This window comes from Parablautia sp. Marseille-Q6255 (assembly GCF_951230155.1).
Classification (GTDB): Bacteria; Bacillota; Clostridia; order Lachnospirales; family Lachnospiraceae; genus Choladousia.
In genome coordinates this window covers 1-17,580 of sequence record NZ_CATNVD010000001.1, presented here as the reverse complement: position 1 = coordinate 17,580, position 17,580 = coordinate 1, and the positions used below count along the sequence as shown (strand labels likewise).

The following is a 17,580-nucleotide window of genomic DNA, read 5'->3' as shown; positions in this document are numbered from 1 at the left end:
ATCTCATTTTCCACATGAGACATTTCGGCAATGTTTTAGAAATATTCATGGTAATCTGTACATCTGAATAGTCTTCGCTACAATCGCTGCTAAACGGATGTCCACGAAAGCATCCTGCCCCCATTACATACTGTATAACTTTGAGATTGATATTATTCTCATCCAATCGAGAGGATATGAGATGAAATATGCGGCATCAGCTATGCATTCCTCCCTTCTCTTTTTCTACCAATATGGTTTCTTCCTGATACGTTTTTCTTGTGGTAACATTTAAAAACTGATATAATATAAAAGACAAAGTTCTTAATTAAAAGTAGAATTATTTTAAAAAAAATCATTATAAAAAACAAAAGTTAATACTATTGGTAATTGTTAAGGAATAATAATATATGATTATAATTGCTGCTATTGATAATAGAAATGGTCTTATGTTTAATCATCGACGCCAAAGTCAAGATAAAAATCTTTGTAAAAAGATTTTAGAAATAACAAGTAACAGTAAACTATGGGTAAACCACTACACAGAAAAGCAATTTGCAAATATTTCCTGTTGTCCTCAACTAAACATTGATGATAATTTATTAAATGAAGCTGCTCCGGGCGAATATTGTTTTATAGAAAACGTATCTCTTAAAAAATCAGAAGCATGGATTGAAAAAATTATTCTATTTAAATGGAATCGAAATTATCCTGGAGATTTCTTTTTTGATATTGATCTTGCTAATGGAAATTGGAAATTGAAATATTCAGAAAATTTTACTGGTTCTTCGCATGAAATGATAACAATGGAGGTATATGATCGACTTCTCCCTATCTTATAAATAAAAATATATCGAACATAGTATGCAGTTATTTTACTAAATATAATTTCCATAATTTTGCAAAAGCCAATGTGACTGATTATTATCTTACACCAAACCAATTGCAAAGCTCCTCTTTTCAGTCAATGGTATTATAAAACATAATATTTAAGAGGTTAAATTTATGAATAAATGGAAAAAAGAGTGTTTTCTCCTTATAACAGTTTCTATTCTATTCCTTAGTGGGTGTAGTTCAGAGGTTCGTGGAAACTTTTCTGAAAATCAAGACTCTTGGGAGATTATTGTAGAAACTGAACCCACAGTTAGTATAGATGCATTACCCGCCTATTCTGGCGAGCCTTATATTACAATTGCAAATAATATTCCCAATTTTGCAGATTCCGATTTAAAAGAAAAATCCTTTGAAATATATAGTGATTTAGATGATTTAGGAAGATGTGGTGTAGCATTTGCAAATATCGGTCCTGACTTAATGCCAACAGAAGACAGAGATTCTATCAGCCAAGTTAAACCTTCCGGTTGGCATACTGTAAAATATGATTGTGTAGATGGGAAATATCTATATAATCGTTGTCATTTGATAGGCTTTCAATTGACATCTGAAAATGCTAATACGCAAAATTTAATCACTGGAACTAGATATTTAAATATAGAAGGAATGTTGCCATTCGAAAATATGGTGGCAGATTACATAAAAGAAACTGGAAATCATGTGTTATATCAGGTCACCCCTGTGTACGATGGTGATAATTTAGTTGCAAGCGGAGTCAGATAGAAGCTAAGTCAGTAAGAAATAATGGAGATGCAATTCTTTTTAATATATTGTTATAATGTACAGCCCGGCATCACTATTGATTACACTACTGGAGAAAGTCAACTTGGATTTGAAAATTCTCCTCCAAAGAACACTGGGGCTACCGAAAATTCTTATATTCTAAATACAAATACAAAAAAATTTCATTTACCAAGCTGCTCTAGTTTAAATGAAATAAAAAATGATAACAAAACGGAATTTTTAGGTACAAGAGATGACTTAATTCAACGCGGCTATTCACCATGTAAACGATGCAATCCATAAAAAGGGAGACGTTGTAATTTAAAGGAACTTTTACAACGTCTCTCTCTTTTAGTAGTCGAATACTGCAAACAGATTTCTCTCATTCAGAAAATTTTTAACTTACATAAAAGCTATTCTTACCAGAATTTCAGAAACGGACATCCATTCTTCATAACTAATCATCTTCAGAATCGTCCGAATCGTCATTCTCTTCATCTAACGAGGATGCTTCATCATCGGAAGAAAAATCATCACTAGAGGCAGAAACACTACTATCATTATCATCGTAGTCATCAGAAGCCTCTATTACTTCGTTTGATACTATGGGATCATTATCTTCTAAATCATCACTGCTGTAATTTTCTATACTTCCATCATTTGTGTCATCGTAATTCGCATCAGGCTCCTGTTGTACTATTTCAGACTCCGGCACTCGTTCCGGCTTCTTTTCTGATGCCTCTTCTAATTTTTCGGCTGTTTCTTCTGCCTTCTCCTTTGCTTCTTCTCTTGCCTCAGCCGCATCCTCTTCTGTTTCTTCTCTTAATTCTTCTTCTACTTCACTGGCTTTCACTTCTGTTTCTTCTGCAGTATCATCATCCAATACATCCTGATTCCCGGTAATATACACGTAATCTTGCAGTTTCATACCCTCTTCATTTAAATAGGAAGGAAGCTGATGCAGAGGAATATCAGACATCGTTTCATAATTTAGCTTCGGATTTGCTTCCATAAGGCTTTGTAACAAGAATGCTTTTCCAGGTGTCATATCATATTTTTCTGCCAAAGCAATTAGCTTATCGTCAACTTGGACTTCCTGACCAAAAACAGTTCCAGTACCTAGCAAAGAGTCAAGACACGATTCTATCTCGCCAGAGAGCCGATTACAAAGCGCATTCGCATTTTGCGGATTTTTACTGTCTACCGAAAGCAATACCATATTTTGAGCTTCACTCAGATAACCATGTTTAACCATAGAACCAAGAACTGCATTCAATGCAACATTAAGATCTGTATGTCTCAAGTCCATATCTTCAAGAATCGTTTCGCCATCTTGGTTATTCGCTGTTGCCTGAAGTACTTTTTCTTTCTGATTAATCTGAAATTCCACACTTGGGTTTACATCCAAATAAATTGTTGCCGATATTCTCTGACTCAGCATATGTACAGACATCAGGCAAATTACAAGGCACGCTGCCACAGTTGCAGTCATTATACTAATCACTTTTCCCATATGCCTTTTCGGTTTTCGTACACCATCCAGATACCATTCCTCTCCAGATGCCTTTTCTATTGGCATTTTCCAAATAATTTCTGCTCGTTCTGGAACAAGCTGTGCCAATGCATGTTTTAAATGTGTTTTTAAATAGGAATCTGTAATTTTTTTCATAATTCCTCCTCAAGCTGTTTTCTCAGCTTTTTGAGCCCTCTGTTATATTTTGATAAAACAGTTGACAAAGACAACTGTAGCAACTCACTAATTTCCCTATGTTTTAACCCTGTCACTGCGTGCAACACGATAATCTGGCATTCTTCATGCGTTAAAATTCGAAATGCCGTTTCCAGTACAATACGATCCTCCCGATCTTTAATTTTACTACAATCCGGTGTTTCCTGCATTTCCTCAAATGAAACAACAGACGCATGTTTTTTTTTGCGGAATTTCATTAAACAAATGTTACGCGCAATTGTAAACACCCATGCCATCGGTTTGCCCTCTGGTTGGTAAAGGTGGGCAGCAGAACGAATTTTCAGATATGTCTCTTGCATGGCATCCTCTGCATCTTGTTGATTACGTAAAATAGAAAGTGCATAAGAAAAAATGGCATTGCTTGTTTTTGCATACAACTCACAGAAAGCTTCTTTGTCTCCGGCTCCAATTCTGTAAAATATAGTTTCGTCAAGCTCAATTATTTCTTTGTTTTGTGGTCCATCATTGACTACAGCAGCAAATACCAGCATAGCAGATTCTCCTTATCCACAGATGCTTGTGTATTGACGCATCTGTTCTCTTTCCCATTATAATTCATTTTTTTCTCGTTGTACAAGTCCCAAAATAATCGAGAGATTTCCATTACGACACCGAAGCGCATCAATAAATTCTTTTTCTTTTTCCATATTGCGCAGTTCAACTCGGTATGAAAGCTCGTACATCGTTCCCATATTTGTTGTTTTTACTCGCTCTAGGTGTGATGTTTTCGTATAAACTTGAAACAGATCATCAAAAATGCCTGTGTAATTCATGTCTTCCGGAATGGTAATACGTAATTCACGTTCACTGGAAGTATCATTTCCAAAATGAGCTTTTTCTAAAATTATCATCGTAATTCCAATTACAATTGTAAGCAAAACAGCCAGCGATAAAAAGCCCATTCCAATGGCTAGTCCCACCGCCATCGCAAAGAAAATAAAACCTATTTCCTTCGCACTTCCTGGTGCACTTCGAAAACGAACCAATCCAAAAGCACCAAGTACCGCAACCGATGTTCCAAGATTACCATTTACAATCATAATCACTGTTGTAACCAGTAATGGCATTACCGCAAGAATAACCACAAAGCTGCTAATATGTATTCCTGTTATACGATATAAGCTTGCAATTATAATACCAAGAATCAAAGCTGCTGCCATAGCTGCTGCAACTGCTTCCAAACGAAATGTACCTGCATGAAATATACTTGTTAACATACTTCTTCCCTCCTAATTTTATTCCAATTTTCCATTCTATGTACCATCATGTCATCAAAATGAAACGCTTGATGTTCCTTTTTGTAAATATTACCGTATTTAGAAAATGATACCGGATAAATTGAAAGTTCTGATAAAATTTCCGTAAACCAAAGTGGTGTTGCACCCATTACCTTGCTCTCCATCAGATAATATCCTTTTGGAAGAAGCAATTGTCCACAGTCTCCATTTTCCAATCCCATTGCAGTATGACGACTACGGATATTCTGATCAAATGTAATACGAAAATCATGATTTTCCCGCCCAAATAATGCAATCCGATCGTATGCAAGATACAAGCCACGCTCTAACGGATATCTATGCAAAAAGAAATCAATCTCATGTAAAATCTGACTATCCTGTTGCGGCCGCATGCCATGTTCCACATAATCATATGCTTCTTGTAAAGTTAACTGAATTCTACGTTTATTAACGATTTTATGATATTTTTTCTTGATTTCCAGAAAAACTGTTGAATCAAGTGTGGGAATACCATAGCTACGTAATCGAAGCTTTTCTTTGTATGCCGGATGTTCAATGGAATGGCGGATTAGATACGAATCCGGTGTGTCATAATAAATATTGCAAATTGTATGTAGGCCATATGCATCCTCCTGCATGTACGGTTGCAACCGGTAACGTAGTTCCTGATATATTTCTTCGGGCATCAGATACTTTTTTTCGTAGCGATTAAAAACTGTTTGTGCCATAAAAACACCTCCTAATGTTCTAATTCTTGTTTTAATTCCAACATATTTCCGTCACTTAATACGGTGACATTTCCATCCTTGGTTTGATAAGTTTTCACACCATATTGTTTTAGAAGTTCAAGTGTCGGAACATCTGCCGGATTTTTGTTAGAAGAACAAATTACCGCGTATTCCGGTTCGGATGCTTCCAGAAGGTCACGAAGAGCCGTATTGTAAACACCGTGATGTGGAATTTTTATAAAATCACATGCTACATCGTTTTCTTGATCTAGCCAAGAGCGGATTCGTTGTTTTTCTGCGTCTCCCATAAAGAGTAATTGATTGTGTCCATGCGTAATTGTAGTAATCAATGAAAAGTTATTATCCATTTCTATCGCACCCGTTGTATTATCATACGATAATGGGGGCTCCGTTCGCACAGTTGCCTCACCAAACGTAAATTCCATCGGTTGCGTTAGTTTCTTTGGTACAATTCTTTTTTCTTCTAATGCAGTAATAAAATCTACATATTCTGTGTGGCTTCCCGTATAATCCGGTATAATCACTTCACCAATTTCCATCTCTTCTACTAAAGTATCTGCACCTCCAACATGGTCTCGATCATAATGTGTAATGATCAATGCCTCAATTCTGGAGAGTCCCTGATTTTTTAAATATGTAACTATCTCCTCCCCATCTTCTTCCTCACCTGCATCTATTACGATTGCTTTTCCGTTTGCTTGTGCAATAATGGCATCTGCCTTTCCAACCTTTAGCAAAACAATCTTCAGCACATCCTTTTGTTTTCCTTGTACCGGTTGTCTTGCGAGCGTCAGAATTAGAATGCTGCTTGATAAAATGATTAGTAATAAAACCGCCATCACTTGTTTCCCTTTTTTCTTCATAGATTTCTTTCCCCCTTTTTTCTTCCTTTTATAAATACAATGCTGCAGAAATAGGTTTTATTGCATAGATTTTATTTTTTTTACATTTTTTTACAAATTGCGAATATCTCTATCCCAATTATAAAAAAGCCTCATTCTCCGTTGATTGAAAAATGAAGCAAAATCGCTATTCTATAATTTCTGAAATTTCTCTGGTAAAGTTCTTGTGCCATAAAAAAATTTAAATATTTTATAGTTTTACAGGAATTCTTAGATCTTATTTGGGGTTACACTCTTCCAACTTACAAGAGAATTTGAGCTTTTCAACCTTTAGAAACGCATATCGCTAGACATATTGATTACAGATTCCCTATAAGATTTCTCTTATAGGGAATCTGTTGCCTTTTACGAAACACGCGTCTTCACTTATTTCAAGATTGTTTCTTCCATAATCAAAAACTCATTTTTTCCGTAAGTGCCTTCTTCACTTATCTTTGTTTCACCACCCAAGCTGTCCAGATACTGACTTCCATTTTTTGATGCTGAAATATACACATAGTATTCTCTGCATTTATAATGCTCAAATGCCTGATATCCATAATAACTCATGCTGATAACCAGTCGTGCCTGAATCTTTCTCGCTTTTTCCTGAACCAAATTTTCTACCAGCTGCATTACTGTTTTTTCCATTTTTTTGTTTAAACCCTTAAAATAGGGACGTTCCAAAAACAGAACCAGCTCTTCTGGTATATTTTCTTGATTCGGCTTCTCTTTCGTAAGGTCAGCAAACTCCACATGACTGGCTGGCATCGGATGCTTTTTCCAGGAACCTTTTGTCAATCGTAGTAAAGCTCGAAAGACAATTTTTCCACCCCATTCTAAATAAAGAACCTTTTTATTCGAATCAAAACAAGATAACAGACATTCTTTATAGGTACCAGATTGATAGGAAAGACAAGTGTGTGCAGGAATTTCACCGATTTGAAGTACCTGGATAAACCGATCTTCTTCCCATAGTTTTCCAGCTTTACTGGTTCGGACCAGATTTTCCTGCCACATTTTTTCTGTTTCTTTCGCTAACGGATATGCAATCTCCTGTTCCAAATCTGAAGTATAATACTTTAGCTTATGAAACTCTCCCATCAGTTCTGCCGCAAGAAGACGCCGTACACTCTCCCATTTATTCTCTGTATTCTGACAAAACTGATAAACGATTTCCGCACTTCCAGAACTGATAAAGCTGCGGATTCGTTCTTCGTTTGCCTGAATAAATGTTTCTGAAAATGGAAGTGTTTTCTTCAGCCATAACCATGCACTATCTTCCTGCAGCATATGCTTTTGAAAATCAGTAAATGTTTCATATTTTTGTATTATTTTCTGATTACGAATTAGATACCTTGCCTGACTTTCATTACCGATTTCCGGTATAAAGCGTTCATATAGTTCCCAGTCTGCCAGAAGTTCCAGAACGCATACCAACTTCAATTCACTGATATGCCCCATTTCCTGCTGTTGCCACAAGGATACAGGTTTTTGAGAGATCCTTTTCGCAAGCTTCTGAATTTTTTCCTCATGTAAAAGGGAAAACTTATAATCTTGGCTTGTCAATTCCCTTGTTACGCGTAGACGGTCATCACTTCGTTTAAGTTCCAACCGATCATAAAAATAAATGTACGCCGGATCCAGCGGTAAAAGAAATTCCAATTCTTCAAAGGTATAAGACGGTCGGTTTAAATATTCTTTCTGTTTTGGGGTAAATTTCGAAAGGAAGCGGCAGTTACGCAGATTTTTTTCATTTATGGTATTGATGTTTAAATAATGCGTGTAAACATCTTTATCCAACAGCATGTTGTGGTACGGCAAATATTCAAAATCTTCATGCTGTGCATCCACCAATTTAAGAAAATGCTTTTTACCATAAACAAGTGCGTAGAGTATCAACTCTTCCTGTTTCCAATTTAACTCTCTTACAGAAAGTTTCTCGAAATGGGCATGATATAATGCACATACATAGCCAATTCGACTATCAAGGATTTCCTGTTTCTCTGTTATCCTTGGAAGAATCCGGTCCATCTGCCTTAAATCCGCCCACAGAGCATTATTTTCCAGCCACCGTTCACAAAACTGAGGATATTGTTCTTCCTGAAAATAAACAAGTACCTTACTTAATAACACATGGATTTCCTCCGGCTTTTCAGCGATTTGGAACAGCTGGTTTTTTGTCAATTCTTGCTGTGCAGAAGCTATTTCATGGATTCTTTGTACCACTGAAAATACACCCGGTTTTATCAGTGCTTTCCATCCGTTTCGATCTTCCCATATGGATGCCAGAAAATTATCCGTAAACAATGGTTCCAGCAGCAGTGCCCGTTCTTCCTCGCAAAGTTCGCCTAGAAGAATTTTTGTCTGGTTCGGGTACTGCTCCAGGCTTTGATAGACTTGTTGTATCTGGTTTTCAGAAAGTTTTAGAGCCTTGAAATAGCATAGAAACGGATACTGAATGTTTGCCGGAATTTCTTCGTCAAATAAAACCTCTTCTACCATTTTCCAGTCCAATGCAGATATTTTTTCATTTCCTGCCTGCAAAAAAAGGCTGCATAACCGATGAATGAGAAGTTCTTCTTTCTTTTGTATTTTCCGAAGGAATTTTGCTATATCCGGATCTTGTATAAAATACTTTCTGCCTTTTTCCGGAAGCTTTTTTACAATACGTTCTATCCCACACCCTAAAATAGCAAATACTGCTGTTTCACAGGCATTCACTCCATACTCTTCCAAAAATCCAGAAGGGATTCCTGCTGTTTCCATGCTATTTACTATCTCCAGATGCTCCATGACCTGTTCCTTGATTTTCTTCATACGGTATTTCCTCCACTTTGCAAATAATGTCTTTGATTTCTTTTAGCTGCATTGCTTTTTTACAATATAAAAAGGTAAGCAGGGATACTAGATCTTCCAAATCCTGCGGCTCATATAAATAAACCGGTTCCCTTGCAAAATAATCCCTCAGATAAGAGGCAATATACTTTGAAAGTTCATGCTTCCGCCTACACATTTTCAAAAAAGATCCAATTTTCTGAAACTGTCCAGCTTTTTTTCTGGTCTTTGCAACAATCACAGAAAATGTATGGCGTATTTCACGCAAATCATACTGTAGCTCCCGGTTCTCCTGTTCTTCTTTTTTCAGCAATTCTCGTTTTTTTAATTCTTCCTGTTCCTGCTCGGATAAATAAAGCTTCCGAAGCTGTGTCGGAAGCTCAAATTCTCCGATTACATCTCCAAGATACTGGAATATATCTGTTGCATCTTCTTTCGGAAGCCAGAGAAGATTTTTTTCCTGCGAAAGTACATGCAGTAAAAAACAGCGATATTGTCCAGTATGATACTGAAAAATATAGGCATCAATCCAGGAAAACAGTTTCTGGTGTTGCTCAGGTGTCAAAAACTCCCGTATCAAATCCATCTCATACTGATTGCTCCTGCAATAACCATCATTTCTCTTAAAGCAGCTTTCCCAAATTTCCTTCGCCGCAAAAATATGCGGAAGGTCTGCAACTCCTATTCTTTCCGCATAGTGTTCCAGTACCGGAAAAACAGCAGGATACTTCACTCCTTTGCAATATGCGTGAAGATACCAGACCATGTTCTTCCATTTATCAACAGCCTTTTTTTCGTCTTCCAAGTATTCCGTTAAAAATGTATCCATCAGATCTGCTGCCGGAAGTACCTCTTTATTTACGAGATGGGTAAAAATAATTTGATTTTGCCAGATACTTTTTTCCCAGAACCGAGTTGTATAATCATTTCCGGTCAGTTCCCGGTAATGAAGAATACTGTTTTTTAATTTTTCCGCATCCTGTTCTGCTTCTAAGGTTTCGGTCACACAAAGATTATAGTTTTTCTCTGATAATCTTCCATACAAAATGTCCCATTTAGAATCGGTCAGATCAATCTGCCTCCAGTGCCTGCGGTCTGTATCATTCATATAGGGATGAAGGACGAAGAACGACTTTACATTTTTAATTTTTACCAGCGGCCCCAATGCTGCCGGCAGGTTGTCATATCCCTGCACTTTAGGATTAAAGGACTTATATATTCCAAACAGAGTTCTGCATAATTCATAAAACGGTTCCGGGAATTCCTGCTCTGAATCCAGAACTTTTCTGCAAAACTCTATCGCCAGTTTTTCTGCTGTAATCGAATATGCGGCTATCGTTTCCGGATGTTTTACCTCATGAATTAAAACCTCATTTAAAAACAGCACTTCCATTGAATCGTATCCATTTTCCTTTAATTTCTGATCCGCCAGCTTTCCACTTCCTAAAACACTGGAAAATGGCAGCCGCATCAGGTACTTTAATGCTTCCAGATCCTTTTTGCGGTAGCCTTTCATCCGAAAAGAAAAATGTTGGCTCAGATAAACATATACGGGCAGGTTTTCATGCACTGAAATCTGGCGTTTTTTTCCAATCAATTCATTCAAGCGACCTTTTACTCTATCCCAAATGATATCGTCCTGCGGAAAAAATGACAGCACAACTAAAATCTCTGCAACGGATGTATAAGCATATTGAAGTAAGGAATTGTAATAAGATATTTTATTTTTATTATCCAGTACATATCGGATACACAGTAAAAAAGGATCCATCTCAATTGGAAGGGCAAATAGCTTCTTCAAAAATACGGATAATTGATTTTCTACAAACATACTGTTTTCCTGTAGTTCGTTTGTTCTTGCCAAAGCAAGCCCCAGTGTCCGTATTTCCTTTGGGGTGATCTTCCTGTGCTCTCCAAGACGTTCCAATACTTCCCCCGGATAGCTTAATCCATAGGTCTCTTTTAAGGAAGTACTTGCCGTCTTTGTGAAAAGATCATACGTTTCCTGTGTTTGTTTTCGCCTGTATTTATCTTCCATTGTACAGGACAGATAAATAAGCTCTTTCATTTGAACATATAGCGTTTCATCGATCAGCGCATCAAAAATCTTCCATTCCATAAATATCCTCCTAAGTAGAGCAGGGACTGTTTCCAGCCCCTGTACAACTATCCTATGCTGCTATCTGCATGCTTTTTTCACGAAAAGCAAAAAGCTCTATCATCGTATGCTCCTGCAGCATATGTTCCTTCCTGTATTTTTTTGCAGCTTCATAAGATGTAAATTTGACAATTCCATTTTCATCCGAAATCAATTCCCAGTCCGTTTCCAATGTCTCCGTTTCTACCAACACAAAACAGACCCGACAAAGGCAGGCTGAAAATCCTAGGAAGCCCAGATGTCTTCGCACATAACTTTCTGCTCTTTTTGCAGTATCAAAATATTTGGCTCCTTCTACAGAAGTGCCGCAGATCCTGCCCCCCTGCCAACCGGAAAAATATCGATCTTGTTCTAGTTCGATCACATAGCCGGTCCGAAAATAGGGCTGCTTATTCTTTTTACTCTCTTCCATAATAGCTCCTTAAATCAAACTGCCCTTTTTGTGAAATCAGACACTCCCAAGATTAGCTTTTCCATCATTTGATACAGCTTCTGAAAATTGCCGGCGTTTCTCTTTCGGAAGAGAGCGTCTTGTTCAAAGGCTCGTATGACCGCCTCTGCCCTTGCGAACAAAAGAAATATGTCCTCATCCTGAAGGCTTACAGATACCGCCCGCTCTTTTATATAAGATCTTTTTTCACAAAATTGACCGCCATTTTTGTTGTGTGCAAGCTTCCCCGTTCCATTTTGTATTTCTACCGTCCATGGCAGACGCCGCTTTTGCCCTTTGGCATCAAAAGTATGGCGGCACATGGAAAAGCAGGTAACAATCCCCCTTCCTGATTTTTGACTGTCTTTGAATATTTTTTGTTGGAAATAAGAAAATTCTTCGATCCCGCGGCAAATCTGAACATAAAGATAACGTACCTGTTCCGGCGTAAGGTTTGCATATACGCTGATACTTTGATCTCGCGATGCATAATCCACCATCACTGCACGGATCAGGGAATATCCAGCTTCGTCTTGCCGTCCCTGTGCATGGATATGCCAGGGTACAGCTGCAGATGCTGGCCGCAGGCAGTTATTTAGTTCCAGAAGAGCTGTATTTGTTTTATATACACTAATCTGTTTTGATACTTCCTGATTTACTTCTTTCACGCTACTTCCTCCTTAATTCCTGTGCAACCTTCTTTGCCAGTGTGACCGGTAAAGCCTCTATATTTGAGATGTCCAAAAACGCATTCTGGTAAATATCGCGGATCCGTTCTTTGTCACTTCCTATCGCCGCTGCAAGAAAGGAAATCCCTTGTCCGGCCAGTTCCTTTTTTATTTGTATTAAATCTTTTTTTGCAGCTTCTCCTTTGTATTGGTTCGAGTTTGGAAGCCCATCGCTGATCAGGACAAACAATTTACAGTGTTCTGTTCGCTGTGCCAGTTTCCTTCCGATAAAGCGCACTGCAACGCCGTCCCTATTTGCACCGTTGGGTTTCAATGCTGTAATACGGTAACCGTCTTTTCGGTCCGAAGCAAACTCTGCACAAGAATGCAGAAATACTGTTTCCTCCTCCAAATTTTGGTGAAAATATCCATCTGTATGATGTCCGTAAATCAATACTGGAATTCCTACTTTTCGACAGAATTCATACAGGCATAATGCGGCAAGTTTTGCCTGCTCTAATCGTTTTCCAGACATAGATTCCGACAAATCCAGAAGTACCGCCATTGCTGCATCCAATTTCTTTCCTGGATAATCCTTGCAGTAAATAGCGCCCTGCGGCTGTGCTATGCTTCTCATGTCAATCTTCTTTCCCATAAAAAGCCGCCGTTCCCTTCGAGTTCCACTAATATTCAAAAATGGAAGTACGGTTGTCTGAAGGCGATGCTGTATCTTTTTTGCTTTTCGAGAAAACTCCTGATACTGTGTTTCCTGCTGTTCACTTATCTCAGATAACCGGCATACGCTCTTTTTTACTTTCCGGTGTCCTGTATCAAAATCTGCCTCGTCCAGTTCTTTTTGTAGTTCCTGCTGGATTTCTGCATCTACCTGTACGTTCACCCGTTCTTTTGCCATTTGATATAAAAGTTCCTGCAGGCTGCTTTCTGTATCAATTACCATAACTGGAATTTTTGCTTCTTCCTTTTCTTCCGGCACTTCCCAGTTTGCATCCCAATCGCCGTCCCAGGAAACATCCTTTGGTAAGTCACGAAACTGCTTTCCGGTTGTTGGATCTTGTACAAACTTCGGCATACGTGCGGCAAGATGCCTTAAATAAGCCTCCATAGGGGAAACTTCTTGTTTTTCCTCCGAAGTTTCCGAATCTTGCGTTGTGTCACAGCCAGCAGGCTTTTCTTCGTCTGAAGCATTGCCCTCCCCAAGAGACGTTTCTTTATTTGCAGGCTGTTGTGTGGAATGTGGTTCTTCTTTATCTTCCGCTTCCTGATTTTGAGAATCCTCCTCCTCTTTTTCCTGCTCCGTTTCCATTTTCTGGATGATCTCGTACAGGTATTTCCAGATCTTTAGAAGTACCTGATTGACAGCAAGAACGCGGCTACTTGGATTGGTTCCATAAATTCCCTTTTGAATAGCCGGAAGTGCTTCTTTTACGGTATCAAGAAGCGGATGTTCTTCCTGTGTCCAGTTATTAACTCTTCCGGACAGCACATATTGGGCAAACAAGTTCATTAAAATGGACACCGCATCTTCTTTTTCCTGTAACAGTTCCCGCAGTGTGGGAAGCCATTCCACGTTTCGTTCCCGATTCAGAAGGATTCCTTTTTTGGCACTTCCCGGAAAACGGCGGCACATGATTTCCTCCACATAGACATCTTCCAGAAGATTATGTAAGTATCTGGCTACCTGCACGATTAATGACAACGCCATCTGGTCTTTTTTCTCAAAGTAATGGCGGATCTGCTCCAAAGATTTTTTTTCCTCTTCGTTTTGCGGTTTTGGCGGACGGGGATACCAGATTCCCTCCAGCATCCCCCTTGTATAATGCATGCGCAGTCCGTGATCCGATAAAACCTCATGCCCACATTCATGAGCTAAAATACCGGTTACACTTAAGTTTTGTTGCTCCATAGTCAGAAAACTTTGCGTCAGGCCATTGCCATAATTTACTCCAACTGTTTTTCCATCAGACCAGCCCAGCCGATCCTCTCCTGGAAAATAATAGAGTCTTACGTTTACCGGTCGGCCGCCGGTCAGTTCCCATGCCACCGATTTCATCATCCGTAGATACGAAGCGGAAGCAAACACTTCTTTGGGACAGACCTTTTCTGTCTCTGAGCGGATTCTTTTCTGATAATCAGAATTTTTCATTCGCATCCATCCTTCCTACTCACTGACATGCGGCAGAATATAGGTATCCATCAGTATTTCCCGGTCCTCCGGAAGAAAAGCCGCCTTACTGATCACCGTATTCTTAACCGATTTCAAAAGATTTCCTGTTGTCTGATAGCTCCATACCCAATTTTCCAGTTCTCGATATCCGCAGATGCCTCCCTGAATTTCTTCCTGTTCCAGATGTTTCTGGATTTTCTTTACCACGGATGCCATAAACAGAAGCAGTTCCTCATCTGCAAAACCGGTACGTTCCATTACTCGCTGTACCATGTCTTCTACAGACAAATCTTCCCTATGCTGAACCAAAGCCATGCGTGATATGACAGAAGCATTAAATCCCTGACATCCGGCATAATTTAGGTTTGTTGTCATAATGACGATGGTATTTGGATTCCGGTTCAGAATTTCCCCATTTACCAGATCAGTACATGCCCCATCATCGAAAAGAGAATTTAAGCGTACCAAAGTTCCAGGTTTTTCAATTGCAGACGGCTCCTGGATTTCCAAAACACAGGCTTCCCGGCAGGCTTTTACAATTTCCGATTCCTTTAATAAAAAATCCTTTTCATTCTTTGCCTGTTCATATCCCTTCTGATAAGCCGCCTCCATGATCTTTTGAAAAGCGTCTTCTGCCCCAATTTCTGCTTCATAAGAACCACTTATAACAGCAAGTGCCGTAGCTGGATCCATCTGCATATCTTCAAACCGAGGAAATTCTGGAAGTGTGTTAGGATTCTTTCCCATATTTGGTACTGTGCTGGATAAAAGGCTTAACTCATCTGTATCCGGCCCGCAGGTAAATACATAATAAGGAAGTCCAAGGATTTGCGCGATCATCTTTGCATCCGTTGTCTTTCCTCCGCCAGCGCTTCCGGTCAGCATAAACATCCGTGCAGGCGTATCCACAATCCTCTGGAGGATTTCCTCTGCGCCTTCGCTTACCCGATAGCTCTCCGGCAAATGAGGGATCCGGCTTCGGGAGTTCTCTGGAACGTCCCAGTTACAGGAATATAATTCTTTCATGTCAGCAATCGTACGCTGTCCAACTGTCGTTGTATTTTGTACCGTCAGGTACTGAAAAGTTCCCCATATATGATCATTTGGTGCGTAAATACCAAGCTGTATTTTAAAATGGGAAAGCCTTTCCATCTTTCCTTCTTCACAAAACTGGGACTGCTCCAGCGGAATTGCCTCTTCTGGCGCAGCGCTCAGCCTGCGGTATAGGTTATCACAGCATACAAACGCAGAATGGAGTGCTTCCTTCGGATCCGTCCAGCCGTTTTGATATTGATGTCCTAATGCATAAAAATGATTGGAAAATTCTGAGTCATACAGCGGACTAATTTCCAGAAGGCTTGCGTATGCAAGAACCGCTAGATATTCTTCTCCGGTATCTTTTCCGGGAACAACACATGGAAGGGATTCCATTCCTTTTTCGGTTTGTACCTGTCCCGCAAAACGCCCATTACGGTAGTTGTATACCAGAATATATGTTCTGCCCTCTTTTTCGTATTCCATAAGAAAATAGTCCACTTCTTTCCGTTTCTGAATACCACAGCCGCCTGGCGCAGTTCCTGAATCAATTTCAAGCAACCCAAGAATTGCTGATAAGGTAGGGGGATGGAGTTTTGTCATCTTTCCTTTTTCGCGTTTGTTATAACAGGAGCAGTCTGCATCTGCATAACTGACACGCTTTCCCTTTGCCTGTTCCATAAGCTTTTGAAACGGTTCTGGCAGAGGCAGTTTCATTGTCCATGCCTGATACATGCTAATTTCTGCCATATATTTCCTCCTTTCGTATCGGGCAAAAAATCCTACAGGCATCCTCTACCCCTTTTGCGTACATCGCCTGCAGCGCATACGCTTCACACTGGTTATGAGCAGTCAATACCCGATCGACCTTCAGCCAGATCTCATGTCCCAGTTCCTTTAAAAGTGGCTCCAGAACCGCAACCGATTCTTTCAATTCTTTTTCCCGCTCCTGATATCCTTTATCTTCCTTTAAATATTTCTCTTCCAGTTCCCATTCATGATTTTGGTAATATGCAAGAATCAGTTCTTTTTCCAAACGACCGCCTCCTTTCCCAAACGAAAAAGGCAGGATATGAAATTCATTCTTTCATATCCCGCCAGATCTTTTTAGCAGCTTCTTCTATTTTTTGTTCAAATAACTCTCAATCACACCCCAAAACGCCAATGCCCTTTCATATTGTTCTTCCGCATCTGAATGTGACACCACAAAGAAATCTGAGTAATCGGTGTTATTCCTGATTTGGAAAGCCTGACTTAAATATTTCGAATATTTTTTATCAAACTGTTCCGTTTTAATATACTCTTTCTGAAAATAAGAAATCACACCTGCATGCTTTGAATAATCAATTCCGTCCCTCGCAAGCAACGCCCGAACAGCAGTAAACATCGCATAGTAAGATCGTCCTATAGAATCTTTGTAATTTCCATTTTTCAGCAATACCTCTGCCGAATTTAAACGCTCCCTTGCACTTTCCAAGCGGTATTTTACCAGTTCTTCGCGGTTATCAAGCACTAATGACCACTCCTTCCTTTACAATGTTGCGGTAATATGGAAGATCTTCCTGATATCGTTTAAATTCTTCATAAGGAATCACAGTTGGAGAAAGTATGGTATTATATTCCAATTCCAATTCACAGGATGCATCCCATACCTGCTTTAACTGTTCCTGCAACGTTTCGCGTTCTCCCCGAACAATTGCTACAATATCTACATCGGAATCATTATTATAATCTCCTCTAGCATAAGAACCATACAAAATCACCTCAACAAGATTTCCACCATATACAGTGCGGTATATCTGCGTCAGCTTTTGTATAATGTCACTTAATTCATTTTTCGTACACATAGACACCCCTCCTGTTATGGTCATTATACACTGTTTTCATCCTAAACTTCAACAGCAACGTTTCTGTCAGATATTTTTGTTACTGTCAAGTAATCGTTGGCAAATTTTTTCATACATGATTTATCATACGCCCGTTCAGGATACAGGCAACTCTGCTAACGCACCCGCTCCATTTCACTCGCAGCGGAAGCTGACCTCATCCATC

15 protein-coding genes and 1 pseudogene are annotated in these 17,580 nt (G+C 39.1%); 2 read left to right on the top strand and 14 right to left on the bottom strand.

The annotated features are described in order from the left end of the window. Window positions 1–389 precede the first annotated feature (389 nt). Together QOX44_RS00080 and QOX44_RS00075 are read left to right on the top strand one after the other, a co-directional pair. Window positions 390–821, top strand: coding sequence for a ribonuclease Z (locus QOX44_RS00080; RefSeq protein WP_283680606.1), 432 nt, complete (start codon window positions 390–392; stop codon window positions 819–821). Window positions 822–984: 163 nt separating this feature from the next. Further along, a pseudogene (locus QOX44_RS00075) lies at window positions 985–1,899 on the top strand (DNA/RNA non-specific endonuclease). A 154-nt stretch (window positions 1,900–2,053) separates the two neighbouring features. Here QOX44_RS00075 and QOX44_RS00070 read toward each other — a convergent pair. From QOX44_RS00070 to QOX44_RS00005, 14 genes are all read right to left on the bottom strand, one after another. Then, window positions 2,054–3,265 carry an anti-sigma-I factor RsgI family protein gene (locus QOX44_RS00070; protein ID WP_283680605.1) on the bottom strand — a complete coding sequence of 404 codons (1,212 nt, stop codon included), beginning with the start codon at window positions 3,263–3,265 and terminating at the stop codon, window positions 2,054–2,056. Then, window positions 3,262–3,837: an RNA polymerase sigma factor gene (locus QOX44_RS00065; protein WP_283680603.1), complete on the bottom strand. Its 576-nt coding sequence runs from the start codon at window positions 3,835–3,837 to the stop codon at window positions 3,262–3,264. The genes QOX44_RS00070 and QOX44_RS00065 overlap by 4 nt, the downstream gene beginning before the upstream one ends. A 57-nt stretch (window positions 3,838–3,894) precedes the next feature. After that, window positions 3,895–4,563: a DUF4956 domain-containing protein gene (locus QOX44_RS00060; RefSeq protein ID WP_283680602.1), complete on the bottom strand. Its 669-nt coding sequence runs from the start codon at window positions 4,561–4,563 to the stop codon at window positions 3,895–3,897. Then, the gene (locus QOX44_RS00055) at window positions 4,557–5,312 is read right to left on the bottom strand and encodes a polyphosphate polymerase domain-containing protein (RefSeq protein ID WP_283680601.1); all 756 of its coding nucleotides are present in this window, start codon (window positions 5,310–5,312) and stop codon (window positions 4,557–4,559) included. The genes QOX44_RS00060 and QOX44_RS00055 overlap by 7 nt, the downstream gene beginning before the upstream one ends. 11 nt (window positions 5,313–5,323) lie before the next feature. Continuing rightward, the gene (locus QOX44_RS00050; RefSeq protein ID WP_283680600.1) at window positions 5,324–6,196 is read right to left on the bottom strand and encodes a ComEC/Rec2 family competence protein; all 873 of its coding nucleotides are present in this window, start codon (window positions 6,194–6,196) and stop codon (window positions 5,324–5,326) included. Between the two features lie 405 nt (window positions 6,197–6,601). After that, complete coding sequence (locus QOX44_RS00045; RefSeq protein ID WP_283680599.1) at window positions 6,602–9,010, bottom strand: hypothetical protein; 2,409 nt, start codon at window positions 9,008–9,010, stop codon at window positions 6,602–6,604. Beyond that, window positions 8,985–11,171 carry a hypothetical protein gene (locus QOX44_RS00040; RefSeq protein ID WP_283680597.1) on the bottom strand — a complete coding sequence of 729 codons (2,187 nt, stop codon included), beginning with the start codon at window positions 11,169–11,171 and terminating at the stop codon, window positions 8,985–8,987. The genes QOX44_RS00045 and QOX44_RS00040 overlap by 26 nt, the downstream gene beginning before the upstream one ends. A gap of 52 nt (window positions 11,172–11,223) precedes the next feature. Next, window positions 11,224–11,622, bottom strand: a complete 399-nt coding sequence (locus QOX44_RS00035; protein ID WP_283680596.1) for a hypothetical protein — start codon at window positions 11,620–11,622, stop codon at window positions 11,224–11,226. Between the two features lie 14 nt (window positions 11,623–11,636). Then, the gene (locus QOX44_RS00030; protein ID WP_283680595.1) at window positions 11,637–12,308 is read right to left on the bottom strand and encodes a hypothetical protein; all 672 of its coding nucleotides are present in this window, start codon (window positions 12,306–12,308) and stop codon (window positions 11,637–11,639) included. A 1-nt stretch (window position 12,309) separates the two neighbouring features. Next, window positions 12,310–14,478 carry a cobaltochelatase CobT-related protein gene (locus QOX44_RS00025; protein ID WP_283680594.1) on the bottom strand — a complete coding sequence of 723 codons (2,169 nt, stop codon included), beginning with the start codon at window positions 14,476–14,478 and terminating at the stop codon, window positions 12,310–12,312. Window positions 14,479–14,487: 9 nt separating this feature from the next. After that, window positions 14,488–16,278 carry a hypothetical protein gene (locus QOX44_RS00020; RefSeq protein ID WP_283680593.1) on the bottom strand — a complete coding sequence of 597 codons (1,791 nt, stop codon included), beginning with the start codon at window positions 16,276–16,278 and terminating at the stop codon, window positions 14,488–14,490. Further along, complete coding sequence (locus QOX44_RS00015) at window positions 16,265–16,564, bottom strand: hypothetical protein (protein ID WP_283680592.1); 300 nt, start codon at window positions 16,562–16,564, stop codon at window positions 16,265–16,267. The genes QOX44_RS00020 and QOX44_RS00015 overlap by 14 nt, the downstream gene beginning before the upstream one ends. Before the next feature lie 84 nt (window positions 16,565–16,648). Next, window positions 16,649–17,041: a HEPN domain-containing protein gene (locus tag QOX44_RS00010; protein WP_283680591.1), complete on the bottom strand. Its 393-nt coding sequence runs from the start codon at window positions 17,039–17,041 to the stop codon at window positions 16,649–16,651. Beyond that, window positions 17,034–17,375 (bottom strand): nucleotidyltransferase domain-containing protein, encoded by a 342-nt coding sequence (locus tag QOX44_RS00005; protein ID WP_283680590.1) that lies wholly within the window; start codon window positions 17,373–17,375, stop codon window positions 17,034–17,036. Before QOX44_RS00005 ends, QOX44_RS00010 begins: the two co-directional genes overlap by 8 nt. Between the last annotated feature and the right edge of the window lie 205 nt (window positions 17,376–17,580).